We start from the raw sequence: 16,245 nt of genomic DNA, 5'->3' as shown, positions 1-16,245 counted from the left end.
TACAATAATTACAATTCAGGCACAATTTCATTCGATTTTTTTGGAGCAGGAGAAACCGGAATAGCAGGTCTTACTTTTCCTGGCTGCTCTCCTGAATGCTCAAGTTCCACGGTTGCAGGAATAAATTGATTCGGATTATTGTGTTGATCGTTTCTTACAGTTTCTACCGATTTTGGCAATAATACTTCGTTTTGATTTTGGCAAGAGGTCATTGATACTGTTGCAAATACTACGGTCGAGAGGATGATTAACTTTTTCATGTTTTTGTAAAGTTTAGATGTTTTGTAAATGATAAAGGTTTCAGTAATAAATAGATTTAGTTATTATAATGTATTAATCGTTTTGTTCAGAGGCTTTATACTTTTCAGGCAATCGGTTTACAGAGGTTCTTAAATCTTCAAAAGGTTCAGAGAGTTTTCAGTTTCTTATTGCACTTCAAGCATTTCAACATGTGAGGTTTCCCGGGCTGGTCTTGCAGTAACTGGTGTCAACTTCACTGGTGATTCTTCTTTTTTCACTTCAGTTTCATTGTCAACCTGAGGTCTGATCGTGCCCTGCTCTGTGATGACTTGTGCTGACTTTGGCAATAACACTTCATTCTGATTTTGGCAAGAGGTCATTGATACTACTGTTACAAATACTAAGGTCGAGAGGATTGTTAACTTTTTCATGTTCGTTTTCGTTTAGAAGTTTTTTAAATTATTGCTATTGTTTATTATTGTGGTGGTGTATTAGTTAATTAGTACACTGCAAATGTATGGCGAAAATCAAATACGAGTCAAGTGTTTTTTGAAAAAAAATTCAAAATCAATCAAAAAATCAAATAACAATCTCATAATCAATCATTTATATTTTGATAAATTTTCAAAAACAATTAAAGAATGTGAATAATTATAATCCTGAAACCGGCAAAACACTTCTGAAGGTGTACTACCAAGGTGTATTAACTGTATGAAACAGTACACCCAACTACCCTTGCTAGTACACCTTGAACGCTAGTAAACCTGCTATGCTGATACACCTCAGACAGGCTAAACCAGGTATATTCTGCGTTTCAAAAGAATAGCTCGGAGGGAAATTCCGGAAGGGTCTAAAAGATTTCAGAAAAGTATTAAAACACTTTACTGTTCAAACCAGGCTTTATTTAATTACATATTTCAAATGCAAATGAGTAAATAAGTCTCCGGCCTGTCTTTCTTCAATATTATTTATCCAACACAAAATCAATCATGAGAAAAAGAATTTTGATTTTTTTATTGAGTCTTCTGATCACTCCCGGCGTTTTTGCTCAGAAAGAAAAATGGACAAACCTTTTTGATGGTAAAACTTTGAACGGCTGGAAACAATTAGGAGGAAAAGCTAAATATGAAGTAAGCAATGGCGAGATCGTAGGAACTACTGTTGCTAACACGCCCAACTCTTTTCTATGTTCAGAAAAAGAATACGATAATTTCATTTTTGAAGTAGAGCTTTTGGTAGATAATTCCATGAATTCAGGTATTCAGTTCAGGAGTTTATCAAAACCTGATTACCAGAATGGCAGAGTACATGGTTATCAGATGGAAGTTGATCCTTCAGACAGAGCATGGTCCGGCGGGATTTACGATGAAGGCCGCAGAGACTGGCTTTATATTCCAAACATTAATCCGGAAGGCAAAAAAGCTTTCAAAAAAGGACAATGGAATAAATACCGTGTAGAAGCAATCGGGAATGTTATCAGAACCTGGATTAACGGTATTCCGGTGGCTTGTCTGATTGACGATGTCACAGCAAAAGGTTTTATTGCCCTGCAGGTTCATTCTATCGGAAAAGATCAGAAAGAAGGAACGCCGATCCGTTGGAAAAATATCAGAATCCAGACTGGTGCTGATATGAAACCACATCCGGCTGATAATACGCCTGTCATCAACTTAACACTAAACACACTTTCAGATCAGGAAAAAGCACAAGGATATGAATTCCTTTTCAATGGAAAGGATTTTACAGGCTGGAGAGGTGTTCATCAGGACAAAATGCCTGCAAAACACTGGAAAGTTGAGAATGGAGAAATCAATGTAAGCCCGTCGGACGGATCTGAAACCGGTAATGATATTGTAACCGACAAAAAGTTCTCTGCTTTTGAGCTGACTTTTGAGTTCAGACTTACAGAAGGAGCTAATTCAGGCGTAAAATATTTTGTAAATGAAGCATTTGATTCAGGAGGAAAATCAGGAATCGGATTGGAGTATCAGGTATTAGATGACGAAAAACACCCTGATGCAAAATTAGGAGCTGCCGGAAACCGTACTATGGCTTCTTTGTATGACCTTATTCCTTCTTATAAATTAGACAAAAGATTCCAGAGAAAGATTGGAGAATGGAACCAGGCCAGAATAATTGTTTATCCGAACAACATTGTTCAGCACTGGCTGAATGGCTTCAAAGTAGTTGAATATGAAAGAGGCAGCAATATCTTCAAGGCACTGGTGGCCAGAAGTAAATACAAGGATTTTGAAAATTTTGGAATGATTGAGCAGGGCCCGATTCTTTTACAGGATCATGGCAATAATGTTTCATTCAAAAATCTCAAGATCAGAACGATTAAATAGTTTTTGAAAAATTAAACCAAAACAGCCGATTTTTAACCAAGCCCTAAACAGATACTAAGCATATTATACTCCAACCTCAAATCTGATTCCTTTTCAGGAGTCATAATTAACTATCAAAATGAAGAAAAACGCAGTAAAGTATTTATTAGCGGGATGGGTTGCAGGAATTTCTTATGTTGTAAATGCGCAGAGCGGGGATTTAAAACATTGGCCTAAAGGTAGTTCACCGGAGGAAATCGGGCTAAAAGTTGCTGACAGATTTGTAGCAACTCCACATCCGAATTTCGGGAGACCAGGCCCTCCGAATTCTATTACTTATCCCGAGGTCTGTGCCTGGTACGGAGCGTTGACTTTTGCTAAATTATCCGGAAATAAAGCACTTTCCGATCAATTGGAAAAACGCTTTGAACCGCTGGAAAATGAAGAAGCAAAACTTATTCCGATACCTGACCACGTTGATCATTCGGTTTTCGGAGCAATTCCGCTTGAATTGTATATCGAGACAAAAAAACCAAAGTATCTGACAATTGGTAAAACGATTGCCGACAAACAATGGGGCAGTCCGGAAGGACCCCGGGCTACTGCTGAGTCACAAAAGTATTACGATCAGGGGCTGACCTGGCAGACCAGGCTTTGGATTGACGATATGTTTATGATCACCGCTGTTCAGTCTCAGGCTTACATAGCCACCGGAGAGCCTAAATATATTGAAAGAGCAGCCAAAGAGATGGTTGTTTATCTGAATGAACTGCAACGCCCGAACGGACTTTTTTACCATGCACCGGATGTCCCTTTTTTCTGGGGAAGAGGAAACGGCTGGATGGCAGCAGGAATGAGCGAATTACTTCGTGTATTACCAGCCAGTAACCCGGACCGCAAACGCATTATGGAAGGATATAAAACCATGATGGCTTCTTTGCTTAAATACCAGGCTCCTGACGGAATGTGGCGGCAGTTAATCGACGATCCTGAATCATGGCCGGAAACTTCGGGAACAGGAATGTTTACTTTTGCGATGATTACAGGGGTAAAAAATGGCTGGTTAGATAAGGCAACTTATACGCCTGCAGCAAGAAAAGGCTGGCTAGCACTTATTACTTATCTGGATAACAACTCAGACATCAGAGAAGTGTGCGAAGGGACCAATAAAAAGAATGACCATCAGTATTATCTTGACAGGAAAAGAATTACAGGAGATATGCACGGACAAGCACCGGTTTTATGGTGCGCAACCGCTTTACTCCGATAAATCAGCTTTTAAGTATCCGGACCATACTCGTTATGGCATTTTAAATAAAATTTTACATTAAAATATTTTCAAACTAATATAAACTATGACAACCCGCAGAGACTTTGTCAAGAAATCAGCTTTCGCTTCGTTAGGAGCGCTTGCTTTCAGTCCAAAATCATACTCAAAAATCATCGGAGCCAACGACCGTGTCCGAGTTGCCTGTGTTGGTTTTTCAGATCGTCACCGTGCCTCTCACGTTCCTCCTTTCAAAGCTTTGGCTAAAGAAATGAATTTTGAGATGGTAGCTTTATCAGACATCTGGAATCGTCGTAGAGAAGAAGGTAAAGCATTTTTAGAGAAACAACTTGGCAATGACATCAAAGTTTACAGAAACAATGATGAGCTGTATGCTTCAAAATCTGTAGATGCTGTATTCATTTCTACTGCAGACTTCCAGCATGCTTACCATACAATTGAGGCAGTTAAAGCCGGTTGCGATACTTATACAGAAAAGCCGCTTGCTGAAACAATGGATGATAACCGTGCGGTATTGAAAGCGGTAAGAGATTCGGGTAAAATTGTTCAGATCGGTTCTCAGCGTCGTAGCGGTGCAAACTACTGGGCAGCAGACGAATACATTAAATCCGGTAAATTCGGTCCGATTACCATGGTTGAATTGATGTGGAATGTAAACCAGCCTGGTCGTTGGAGAAGACCAAATCTTACCAAAGATCTGAAAGAATCTGATGTGGACTGGAAACGCTTCCTGATCAACAGACCAGAAGATTCTTTTGATCCCCGTAAATATCTTGAATATCGTCTTTTCTGGCCATACTCTTCAGGTATTCCGGGTCAATGGATGTCTCACCAGATTGATACTGTACACTGGTTCAGCGGTTTAGCTCATCCAAGAAGTGCCGTAGCCAACGGAGGTATCTATCAATGGAAAGATGGCCGTAAAAATGCCGACACTTTAACCGTAGTATTTGATTACGGTCCTTTAAATGATCCAACCAATGGTTTCCAGGTTTCATTCCAGTCACGTTTCTCTAACTCAGCTGGCGGTACCAAAGAAATTTATTACTCAAATGGCGGTGAATTGAACCTTGATACCAATATGATTTCTCCAAACGGCGGTTTGTCTGCCAGAGAAGCAGGAGAAATGGGAATGCAGGCGAATTTACTTACAGCCATGAAACTGGAAGGCCCTAAAGTAGAAACCGGATCAAACACCGGCGGTGATGTTTTAACATTCAACCACGTGAAAAACTGGATGGAATGCGTTCGCTCCCGCAAAAAGCCAAATGCTCCGATTGAGGCAGGATATCAGCATTCAATTGCTACCATCATGGCTAACGCAGCTTATCGTACCGGTGAACGCGTAACATTTGATGAGAAAACTCAGAATGTTATGGCTGGTGGAAAAATCTTCAAATACTAAGAAGATAACATTTGTCATCTTTTGGAAATCCCTGCAAGCTTGATACTTGCAGGGATTTTTCATTCCTCCTCCCCTCAATTGACCCTTATCTGAGCCAATCCGGTTTTTAACACCGCAATTAATTAAGATTTGAATACAATGTTTAAACAGAGAGACCGTTTGTTTTTTTATATATTTGCCTAAAGTTGTAACTTGCGAAAAGATTACAATTCCGTTCAGAAATCAATTGAACCCTAGGAAGTAAGTTTAAAAAAGCTGATGATAAAAATATCAACCAATTCCAAGAAAGACGTTTACATACATGCCGCATTGATTATTTCACTGTTACTGGCTTTATTTTTTGGTTTTTTCTTTGTGTATTTACCCTGGAGTACCAATCATGGTGAAACCATAACAGTTCCCAATCTTAAAGGACTTACTATTGAAGAAATGGAAGACCTTTTAAGTGAAAGAAATCTTAACTATGAAGTTTCAGACTGTACATTTGTGGCAGGAGCAAAACCTCTGACGGTTTTATCACAATATCCGCTTACCAATTCCAAAGTTAAGGAAGGACGTAAAATCTATCTGACCATTAATTCAGAAACGCCTCCGCAGATCAAACTTCCTCAGTTAAACGGACTTTCTGTAAGAAGTGCCGAACAGCAATTACTTATTTCAGGGCTTCTGAAAGGCAATCTTAAATATGTGAATGATATCCGGATCAATGAAGTTATTGAAGTAGAATATCAGGGCAAGAAAATCGAATCCGGAACGTTAATTTCAAAAGGCTCAAAAGTCGATCTGGTCATCGGTAACGGTACAGGAGATGTGGAAATGGAAGTACCTGATCTGGTAGGCAAACCTTTTGACGAAGTAAAAATACTCCTGGCAGGAATGCAGCTACAGGTTGGCAGCGTAATTTATGAGTCTGAATCAGACCAGCCTGCCGGAACTGTAACCAAACAAAACTGCACAACCTGTTCTAACGATAAGATTCACGCTGGCGAAACGATTGACTTATGGGTGGCCGGAACGCCGCCGAATTAATGGCTTATGAAAATATCATTTATTGAATTATCATATAAACTTTCCAGACCTGTGTTTGGAAAGTTTTATTTCCTACCCCTGTTAATCTTTACATTCTGCGCCGAAGCTCAGCTCATTACGGTTCCGATTTCTTATCCCGCTAAGGTTAAAGCTCATTCATCAGGGAGAGTTGGCGCGTCAACGCCTCTTGTTTTACCATTCTTTGAGGATTTTTCCACAACAAAAGGCTCAGAACCGGATAACTCAAACTGGATGCCCGGAAGCAATGTTTTTATTAACAATACCTACCCGCTCAATCATCCTTCTGTAAATGTTGCTACTTTCGACGGGCTCAAAAAAGATGGAAACGCTTATGTTTCTAATGATGATCTGGCTCATGGTGGTACAGATACCCTTACTTCCAGACCCATTGATCTTTCAAATTTTTCCCTCAAAGATTCTGTTTATATCAGTTTTTTCTGGCAGCAACAAGGTTTAGGAGAGCTCCCCGATCCGACAGATGGTCTTTTTCTGGAATTTAAAACAAACGGTGGTATCTGGAAAACGGTCTGGCCTTTAACACATAAGGATAGTGTTCAGATTGATAGTGCTAAAATCAAAGATGTTAAAAACCCCGCTTTTTACCAGAAATTAGTCAAGGTTGATGCAGGTATTTATTTCCACTCAGATTTTCAGTTCAGATTCAGAGCAGTAGGAAACCAATCCGGACAGTTTGATGCCTGGCATGTGGATTATATTTACATGGATTCAAAAAGATCGAACACAGATTTATATGTAAATGACTATGCGGTAAATTTACCGGTAAACAGCATTCTCAAACGCTATACTGCCATGCCTTTAAAACAGTTTCTGATTAGTCCGAAAACGGAATTGGCAGAATCGGTGGGAACAGGAATTTATCAGCTCTGGAATGTCTTAAATCCGATAAGTCATATTCTAACTGTCTCAGATTTAGTTTCTAATACAGTCCTTCAGGATCCTCAGCCTTCTACCGGGGTTAATACTCAATTATGGACCACTGTTCCTATTTCCACCAAAATCGCACTGAGAACCTCATCCTTGCAGAATAAGGCCATTTTAAAATATAAATTTCAGATTCTTTCTACCTCTAAAGGTTCGATTCCTAACGTAGATCTGAGAATAAACGATACGATTTCAGGACAAACCGTTCTCGACAACTATTATGCCTATGACGACGGTATTGCAGAAGTGGCGGCTTATATCGGACAAGGCTATGGAAAGCTTGCTGTACGGTATATTGTCAATAAACCTGATACAGTTACCGCAGTCAGAATCAATTTTAATCCTACTTTAAAAGACATTTCCGGTCAGCAATTTTACTTACAGGTTTTCGGCAATAAAAACGGACAACCCGCTAATGTGCTCAAACAAATAACTGCAACTATTTCTTATCCTCAGGTCAGAAATGGATTCATTGAATTTCCTCTTGATCCTGTTGCTGTTACGGACACTTTTTATGTAGGCTATACACAAATTGCTGAAAATGATCCTGTAGTAATAGGTTTCGACAAGAACAATACGATTGCCACTCAGCATACCTATTTTGATAAAGGCTCCGGATGGCGTCTGAGCTCAAATGTAGATCCGAAATCATCTGACAAAGCCGTTGGTTCATTAATGATCCGTCCCGTTATGAATACAAATTTCAGTCCTTCTATTAGTTCCAGACCGCTGGTAACAGAACAGGGCAAGGCTAAAACAATCTGCCTGACCTACGGGGATTTTAATGCCAGTGATACTCATATCGCCCGGATCTGCGGACAAGGTTCAAATGGCACAGCAAGTATCAGTATCGACAAAACAATCAGAAGAGCCTGCCTGACTTATACGCCAAATGCAGGATTTAAAGGCACTGACCAGATTTGCGTGAGCATTTGCGATCAGGGAGGAAAATGTACGCAGGCGAATATTCCGGTTACTGTAATTTCTACACCAACACCTACGCTGATTCCTCAGGCACCTTTGCTGTTAAATGAACCGATTGTTACCTTAAAGGATTCTTCAACAACGATTTGTATTAAAATCCGTGAATTAAATACCGGAGATACTCATATTGCGAATCTGTGCAATGCGCTTAAAGATTCTGCCAGGTTTAAACTTTCGGTAAACAACAGCTCTCACGAACTATGTATTAAATATTCTCCACCAGCCGGAAAAACAGGAGCTGATTCTGTTTGTGTGGAAGTTTGTGATAATCTGCTGTTATGTACCAAAGTAATGATTCCGATCAGAATCATAGATCCGACTTTACAGGCTCCGAAAACCCCGCTTTCCAATGCACAGGTCATTATTCCGGATCTTGATAAAACTGTGAATATCTGTACCAGCGTTGCAATCCAGACCAAAGATTCTCTTAGTACCACAGTGGTATTAAAACCTGCCAAAGGAGATGTGGTTATTTCAACTGATACCGCAAGAAGTACGGTTTGCTTTAAATACACCCAAAGAGAAGGCATTGTAAATGGTTACGATCAGATCGTTGTTAACATTTGTGATAAAAAGAACCAGCAATGTGATTTACTGATTATTCCTGTCACCATTATCAACGGAATTCCTCAGTCAAATGCTCCGCTTGGTTCTGAAGAAGAATATCAGGAGAAAAACCTCATTGTTTCTCCAAATCCGTCTTCCGGAATAATCCGTTGGAACGACAATTCCCTCAAAATGGCTGAAGTGGTGGATATCAGTGGAAAAACCGTTTGGAAAGGCCTCACTGAAAACCAGGAAATGGATTTATCACAACTTCAATCCGGCGTTTATTTGCTGAGATTATCGAAAGGAGAGAAATACTTCATGAGAAAAATAATAATCCAGCACTAAGTTTTAGATATTTTGACCTGTAAACTGCATGAAATAATAAAAATTTCTTGTAATTTCTGCCTCAAATTTTTGTTACCCATTAAAGCACTCAATCTAACATGGATATTACCGTAGAAGAATTAAAGCAGCGCATCGACGCCGGCGAAAAAGTAAACCTCCTTGACGTAAGAGAAGAATATGAGTTTGAGGACCAGAATTTAGGAGGAAAATTAATCCCATTAGGAGAATTACCTGACCGTTTGGAAGAAATTGAAGGTTGGAAAGACCAGGAAGTACTTGTTCATTGCCGTTCTGGAGCCAGATCTGCCAGAGCTAAATCGTTTATGGAAAGCCAGGGATTTCAGAATGTGAGAAATGTTACAGGCGGAATTTTAGCCTGGAATGAATTAGGCTGATTCCATATCTCTGTCTTCTTTAAACAGAGCATCCAAACAGATATAAAACTTGTCGCGGAAGGTTAAATCCTATTCCGCGACAATCTTTAAAGCTTCATGACAAGCACAAATCAGGATCCTTCCTTTTCAATCAGTCCTTCTGAGTTCAAAGACTACCTTGAGACTTTACTTATTCTTGACATCAGAACGCCGAGAGAATTTGAAAACTTCAATTTCGGAGGCATTCATATTCCTTTAGACGAACTTTTACTGAGAATCAATGAATTTGAACACCTCAAAAATGATGAAATCGTTGTAATCTGCTATACCGGATTACAAAGTGAAATAGCCAGAAAGATTCTTGAAAAGAAGGGTTTTTCCAGACTCAGAAACCTGGAAGGCGGCCTGGAGGCTTTTCTTAATCTTTGAAAATCTTTATGTTTTAAGGTAATTTTTAACAAAGGGTTCCACTTCCTCATTTTTCAGCCACACAAAATCATCCTGGTTTCGGAACCAGGTCAATTGCCGCTTGGCAAAACGCCGGGAGTTTCTCTTCAGAAGTCTGACCATTTCTTCATAATCATACTGATTTTCGAGAAATTCAAATACTTCTTTATAACCTACGGTTCTTAATGCATAATGATCCTGAAAATCTACAAATTGCTTAGCCTCTTCCACCAGACCATTTTTTAGCATAAGATCCATTCTCATGTCAATTCTTTCATAAAGTTCCTCACGAGGGCGCTCAATACAGATTTTCAGAATATTAAAGGGTCTTTCAACCTTCTCATTCTTTCTGAACCCGGAATAAGGTTTTCCTGTCGCCAGACAAACTTCCAATGCCCTGACTACCCTCTGGGTATTTTGCCTGTCGACCTGCTCATAATAAACCGGATCTAACGTTTTCAGTTCATTCACGAGCATTTCCAGTCCCTCTTTTTCCAATCTCGACATTAATGTTTCTCTGAGCTCAAGATCGGCATCCGGCATTTCATCAATGCCGTCAATAACTACTTTCAGAAACATTCCGGAACCTCCCGTTAATATGGCAACGTCTCTTTCTTCGAAGATGTCAGCGATAACTTTCAGACAATCTTTTTCATAATCTCCAACGGAGAAATAATCTTTTATTGAATGTGAATCCACAAAATGGTGCTTCACACCCTGCATTTCTTCCTGAGTAGGTTTGGCGGTTCCGATAGCCAATTCTTTGTAAAACTGCCTCGAATCTGCCGAAATCACTTCGGTATGCAATTCCTTTGCCAGTTTTACACACAGATCAGTTTTTCCTACAGCTGTCGGTCCGGCAATTACAATAAGCGTTTTATGATATTTCTTTAATTCCAATTTTACTACCTGGTTGAATTTCATCAATGTTCCGACAAATTTACTAATATTTGACTAAGTAAACGATCCGGAAAGCCGATCCCTGGGATAACAAAAAAGGCATCCCCCTTGAGAGATACCTTTTATCATAGTTAAACAGGGGTCTGGTTTTACCAGAAGGTTGTATAGAGAATTGTAATAACGACTAAAATAACAGTTGCGCCGATCGCAAATCCTGTTTTCATTCTAAACATAGAGCTGTCGATCACCAGGCCTCTAGGGTTGTTTTTAGTTGAAGGATCTGCCAGACCTATAATGATCATTGACAAGGCACAGAACAGGAAGACCAAGCCCATTCTGTCAAGGAACGGGATAATATGCTGTCCTTCTCCATCTACAAAAGTTGAGTAAAGCAAGGTATCATAAAGACCTGTCTGCTCAGGGAAGTATTTCAAAACAAATGACATAATTACCCCTCCGATTGTTGCGACCAAAGCTCCTGCAGAATTAGCACGTTTCCAGAAAAAGCCCAGGAAGAATACTGCGAAAATACCTGGGGATACATAACCGGTATATTCCTGAATATATTGGAAACCGCCTTTTTTATCAATTCCCAAAAGAGGAGAGATAAAAATTGCCAATATCATTGCCACCACAATAACGATACGTCCTACATTTACCAATTGCTGCTCAGTAGCATCCTTTTTGATAAATTTTCTATAAATATCGAGTGTAAAAATCGTTGAAATTGAGTTTGCTTTTCCGGCAAGAGAAGCAACAATGGCCGCAGTTAATGCTGCGAAAGAAAGGCCTTTCAGACCTGAAGGTAATAAATTCAATAATACCGGATAAGCATGATCTCCATTTACCGTACCATCTGCACCAAGCATTTCCTGCTGGAACATTCCTTTTGAATACAACACATAAGCTGCAATACCCGGGATTACTACGATAAGAGGCATCAGCAATTTAAGGAAAGCAGCAAACAAAATCCCTTCACGAGCCGTTGGCAAATCTGCTCCCAGGGCACGTTGTGTAATATATTGGTTACAGCCCCAGTAATTAAGGTTTACAATCCACATACCACCTACAAGAACTGTCAGCCCCGGAAGTGATGGGTAATGTGGAGACGATTTCTTAAAAATCATATGAAAATGGTCATCCGCATTCGCAAGCATCTGGCTCATTCCTTTGATAGCACCCTGTTCTCCAAATTCGGATGAAACAAGATTCAAAGCAAGATATGTAGTAGCCAAACCACCCAAAATCAGGAAGAAAACCTGAATTACATCGGTAAAACCAATTACTTTCATCCCTCCCAAAGTAATAACTACAGCAAAGAACGCCAGCGCCCACATACAAATATTGAAGTCAATACCCGAAATAGTAGTAATCGCTAATGCACCCAGATACAGAATAGAAGTCAGGTTAACCACTACATAAAGAATTAACCAGAAAACTGCCATAATTGTACTAACGGTTGAATTATATCGCTGAGTCAGGAACTGAGGCATGGTAAAGATCCTGTTCTTGAGATAAATCGGCATGAAGAAAATCGCAACAATCATCAGGGTAGCAGCAGCCATCCATTCATATGTTGAAATCCCTAGACCCATCGTAAAACCTGAGCCGGCCATTCCGATAAATTGTTCCGCAGAAATATTAGAAGCAATGAGTGACGCACCAATAGCCCACCAGGTAAGAGAGCCTTCTGCTAAGAAAAAGTCTGTTGAAGAAGCTTCCTTAGATTTTTTCTTTTGATAAATCCAATAACCATAACTGGCTACAACAATAAAGTAGAAGAGAAATACCAGATAATCAAGGGTTTGCAATCCTTTTTGCATGAGAGATTAGTTATTTTTTAGTTAAGCTTTTAGGGATTAGTTTTTTTGGAGTCGAAATATACAAATAAAAACAAATTTTATCCGCTAAATACAATAATAATGCAAAATATTATAATTAATTAAATGATTTAAATAATTGATTATTTGGTTTATACAAATTTGAAAGAATATTATCCAACCTTATTTTTATTGCGGTACAAACATAGCAACTATTCTATACTGTTCTATATAAATTAAGATATTTTTTGTCAAATAATTAAAAAAATTCCTCCAAAATTAACAAAAGTGTTATTCCCACATAAATAACTTTATCATGAAAAAATTTTATTTTTCTCATAAGCTTATTCTTCAACTGATTATAGAAATCACTTGAAACAATAAATTCTGACTACCAAAAAGGATTTTATTTTTCGGGAAGTACAATGTTTAACTCAGGCATTAGGTTCGATAAGAATAACCTCTTCTTTATCAACAATCACCTGACCCTCCAGTAAATCGCGTGTTTTTCTGATGTATTTTTTCGGTGTAACGATTACCGGACAAAGAGTGTCATTTTTCCTTTTCGAATAATAGGCTGCAAGGGCAGCCGCTTTTTCTACAACTGACACGGGAAAACTCTTTCCTGCCTGCTTTCTGATAACTACATGCGAACCTGATACATCCCGGGCATGAAGCCATAAATCCTCCTTACGGGCGTAGCGTTGCGTAAGCAGATCATTGTTTTTGGCGTTTCTACCGACTAAAATCTCAAAACCTTCAAATTGATAATATTTAAACAGGTCCTGAACAGTAACAACCTGCTTTTCAGACTGTTCAAGCTGGTTTACTTTCAGGTATTTTCTGAATTCTTTAAGCGTTTCTATCGCTTCTATGGCATTTTTATGCTGATCAATTTCAGCGAGATCAGCTTCTTTTATCTCAATATTTTCCATCAGCTTCTGAATCTCAATTTTCTCATTCTTAGCCTTCCGGTAATAACTTTCAGCATTTTTCTGAGGAGAATAGTCCGGTTTTAACCTCACTTTCAACTGATTATCCCGATAAAAATCGTACAACTCTATCACTTCCGTTCTTTCCGGTATAGCATGGAGATTCGCCATGATAATATTGGCAATTTCCTCATGTTTTATGCCCGTTTCCAGACCGGATAATTGCTGATAACATTTATCAATATATGTCTGGGTCCTGACCCTTCTTTTTTCCAGAACTTTCAAAACTGTGCCTTTTTCCTTGTCAAAAACATTTAGCCGGGTATAGGCATAGTAAAAGTCATTAGACGCCGCAATCGGATCCTGAAAAGTCCGCAATATTTCCCCTCCTTCCTGAAGCAGAGAAAGTACGGGCTGGTAGTTGACAACTTTGATGAAATAGGTTGGTTTTTCAAGCTGTGACAGTACTTCCTGCAAAGCCTGCCAGTCGGGATGGTTTCCTAAAGCCGGGGCTATTTTTCCAAAAGTCGGAAACAGCTTTCTGAAATCTCCCTCCGCAGCCTGAAAGGCCTCAAAACTCTGATCAATAGGTCTGTCCAGCGTTGATAAATCAACATTATTATCAATTACCAGTTTGTTATGAAATAAATCCAGCACTTCATTTTCCTGAAAAAGAATAATATTCGACCGGTTTCCATACATCTTGAAAAGCAGGGTAAAATTGTTTTCAAATTGCAGAGAAAAAGCCCTCTCATTCAAAAATTGCTTTATACCGGTAACTTTTAAATTAATCAGGTCTTTAAACAAATCAACAGAATTACGGCCTGCTCTCCTGAAATCATCCGGGAAAGTAAGACAGGCAAAATCGGGATGTAAAACCGCTTTGATGTAAAAATCCCTGCTTTTGCGCCACTGATTTCCATCCGTGCAAAAACCAATCAGTAACTCATCTTTTTCCTGGGAAAAACATTCTGCCATGACCATTCCAACAAGCTTTTCCTCCAGGGCCTTCGACAGTTGACGAAGAAAATAATAATTAGTCTGCATTGATACTTAATTCTTTGGCTAATGTGATTTGTACACAAAGTTAGCCATTTCTTTAAAAACAGAAGAGACAGGCTTCTGGCCTGTCTCAAAACTTTATCCTTGAGGATTAGTAGCAAAAACCGTTGCTTCTGTTACAAATCCTACATCTCTCATTTCTAACATACTGATTATGAGATGTGCTATTTCCTCTGACTCTAATTTCGAAGGATTAAACGCTTTGCTTTCTCTTCCTGCATTATGGCCAAAATTGGTCTGCACTTCACTAGGATTGACCAGCATTACCCGGATATTATGTTTCCTCAGTTCGGCCCTCCACGACTCCGTCATTCCTTTCAGGGCAAATTTCGTAGCACAATAAGCTGTTCCCATGGCAAACCCAGCGTTTCCGGCAGTTGAGGAAATATTGACAATATTCCCATAATTTCTGGCAACAAAATGCCTGGCTGATTCCTTCCCGACCATCATGGCTCCTAAAATATTCGTCTGTATCAATTCCTGAAATTTATGAGCATCCAGTTCTGTCAGGGCATTGAAATATCCATAAGCTGCATTGTTGATCACTACGTTAAAATCTCCGAAAGTTTCCAGAACTGTCTCTATCATTCCTTTCACATCCGCTTCCTTGCTGACATCCGCATGAATTGGCAACGCTCCCAGTTCGGCAGCTGCTCTGGTCAGCTTTTCAAGATTTCTTCCGCAAATTGCCACTTTTGCACCATGCGTAATTAACTGACGGGCGGTTTCATACCCGATTCCGGAACTTCCTCCGGTTATTAAGACCTTTGCTTCCTGTAGTTTCATCGTTTCAATGGTAAAAGGTTCAAATTCTCTTTTCAAACAACTTTCAAGGTTTTTTTAACCCAAAACCTCTGCAATCAGGATTTACTGAAGCTGAAACAAATATGATGAAAGTTGCGATTAAATAAAATATTAACTTGCATACTTTAGCTTTATCATCCGGGAAATGTTATTTGAAGATACTTACAAAACCATCAAAACTCCATCTGAAGGACTATTTAAAGACAGAGGGAGTAAATTTTTTGCCTTTGCCTACCCTATTGAACAAGAATCAGAAGTAAAAGCTTTGCTTGAACTGCTCAAAAAGGAACATTTCAAAGCCGTGCATCATTGCTATGCCTGGCGTCTGGGACTGGACAGAACGAATTTCAGGGTAAATGATGATGGTGAACCTTCCGGCACTGCCGGAAAACCGATTCTGAACGTCCTGCTTTCAAAAGATGTCACGAATATTCTGGTGGTGGTAGTCCGCTATTTCGGAGGAACACTTTTGGGAGTTCCCGGATTAATCAATGCGTATAAATCAGCCACCGAAGAAGCATTAAATGAAGCAGAAATCCTGGAAAAAACTGTGAATGAAGTATATGCAGTTTCCTTCGAATACATCCGTATGAATGAGGTAATGAAGGTTATCAAAGAGTTTGACCTGAAAATAAGAAATCAAACATTTGATAATCAATGTGTTATTGAAATAGAATTCAGAAAAACCCTGACGAATCAGGTTACAGGAAAACTCGAAAAAATTGACGGGATTCTGGTAGATTATCTCTTTACTGTTTAAGGGATAATCTACCAGA

The 16,245-nt window shown here is 39.2% G+C and carries 14 protein-coding genes; 8 read left to right on the top strand and 6 right to left on the bottom strand.

Annotated elements, in window-relative coordinates:
• Positions 1 to 8 precede the first annotated feature (8 nt).
• Together BM179_RS03540 and BM179_RS03535 are read right to left on the bottom strand one after the other, a co-directional pair.
• A complete protein-coding gene (locus BM179_RS03540) occupies positions 9 to 260 on the bottom strand; it encodes a hypothetical protein (RefSeq protein ID WP_143095144.1) in 252 nt (83 codons plus the stop codon).
• A gap of 165 nt (positions 261 to 425) precedes the next feature.
• Positions 426 to 671, bottom strand: coding sequence for a hypothetical protein (locus tag BM179_RS03535; RefSeq protein WP_143095143.1), 246 nt, complete (start codon positions 669 to 671; stop codon positions 426 to 428).
• A 558-nt stretch (positions 672 to 1,229) separates the two neighbouring features.
• Between BM179_RS03535 and BM179_RS03530 the strand changes: the two genes are divergently transcribed.
• From BM179_RS03530 to BM179_RS03500, 7 genes are all read left to right on the top strand, one after another.
• On the top strand, positions 1,230 to 2,588 hold the full coding sequence (locus BM179_RS03530) for a 3-keto-disaccharide hydrolase (RefSeq protein WP_092012316.1): 1,359 nt from the start codon (positions 1,230 to 1,232) through the stop codon (positions 2,586 to 2,588).
• Positions 2,589 to 2,706: 118 nt separating this feature from the next.
• On the top strand, positions 2,707 to 3,837 hold the full coding sequence (locus tag BM179_RS03525; protein WP_092012314.1) for a glycoside hydrolase family 88/105 protein: 1,131 nt from the start codon (positions 2,707 to 2,709) through the stop codon (positions 3,835 to 3,837).
• 85 nt (positions 3,838 to 3,922) lie between these two features.
• Entirely contained in the window at positions 3,923 to 5,260 is a 1,338-nt protein-coding gene (locus BM179_RS03520; RefSeq protein WP_092012311.1) for a Gfo/Idh/MocA family protein, read from the top strand.
• Positions 5,261 to 5,518: 258 nt separating this feature from the next.
• Positions 5,519 to 6,289, top strand: a complete 771-nt coding sequence (locus tag BM179_RS03515; RefSeq protein WP_092012308.1) for a PASTA domain-containing protein — start codon at positions 5,519 to 5,521, stop codon at positions 6,287 to 6,289.
• 6 nt (positions 6,290 to 6,295) lie between these two features.
• On the top strand, positions 6,296 to 9,130 hold the full coding sequence (locus tag BM179_RS03510; RefSeq protein WP_092012305.1) for an Ig-like domain-containing protein: 2,835 nt from the start codon (positions 6,296 to 6,298) through the stop codon (positions 9,128 to 9,130).
• Positions 9,131 to 9,228: 98 nt separating this feature from the next.
• Positions 9,229 to 9,525 (top strand): rhodanese-like domain-containing protein, encoded by a 297-nt coding sequence (locus BM179_RS03505; RefSeq protein WP_092012302.1) that lies wholly within the window; start codon positions 9,229 to 9,231, stop codon positions 9,523 to 9,525.
• A gap of 96 nt (positions 9,526 to 9,621) precedes the next feature.
• A complete protein-coding gene (locus tag BM179_RS03500) occupies positions 9,622 to 9,933 on the top strand; it encodes a rhodanese-like domain-containing protein (RefSeq protein ID WP_092012299.1) in 312 nt (103 codons plus the stop codon).
• A gap of 6 nt (positions 9,934 to 9,939) precedes the next feature.
• Here BM179_RS03500 and miaA read toward each other — a convergent pair whose 3' ends face one another.
• The 4 genes from miaA to BM179_RS03480 form a co-directional block, all read right to left on the bottom strand.
• The gene (gene miaA, locus BM179_RS03495) at positions 9,940 to 10,875 is read right to left on the bottom strand and encodes a tRNA (adenosine(37)-N6)-dimethylallyltransferase MiaA (protein ID WP_092012296.1); all 936 of its coding nucleotides are present in this window, start codon (positions 10,873 to 10,875) and stop codon (positions 9,940 to 9,942) included.
• 125 nt (positions 10,876 to 11,000) lie between these two features.
• Positions 11,001 to 12,674, bottom strand: coding sequence for a sodium/sugar symporter (locus BM179_RS03490; protein WP_092012293.1), 1,674 nt, complete (start codon positions 12,672 to 12,674; stop codon positions 11,001 to 11,003).
• Positions 12,675 to 13,105: 431 nt separating this feature from the next.
• Complete coding sequence (locus tag BM179_RS03485; RefSeq protein WP_092012290.1) at positions 13,106 to 14,650, bottom strand: NFACT RNA binding domain-containing protein; 1,545 nt, start codon at positions 14,648 to 14,650, stop codon at positions 13,106 to 13,108.
• Positions 14,651 to 14,743: 93 nt separating this feature from the next.
• Entirely contained in the window at positions 14,744 to 15,487 is a 744-nt protein-coding gene (locus BM179_RS03480; protein WP_229632889.1) for an SDR family oxidoreductase, read from the bottom strand.
• Positions 15,488 to 15,614: 127 nt separating this feature from the next.
• On the opposite strand from BM179_RS03480, the gene BM179_RS03475 reads away from it, so the two are divergent.
• Entirely contained in the window at positions 15,615 to 16,229 is a 615-nt protein-coding gene (locus BM179_RS03475) for a YigZ family protein (RefSeq protein WP_092012287.1), read from the top strand.
• Positions 16,230 to 16,245 lie beyond the last annotated feature (16 nt).

Origin of the sequence: Pseudarcicella hirudinis (genome assembly GCF_900115665.1) — a bacterium.
In the GTDB taxonomy this organism is placed as follows: Bacteria; Bacteroidota; Bacteroidia; order Cytophagales; family Spirosomataceae; genus Pseudarcicella; species Pseudarcicella hirudinis.
Note: the sequence above shows the minus strand (reverse complement) of the source record. Positions and strands in the feature narration are given on the sequence as shown.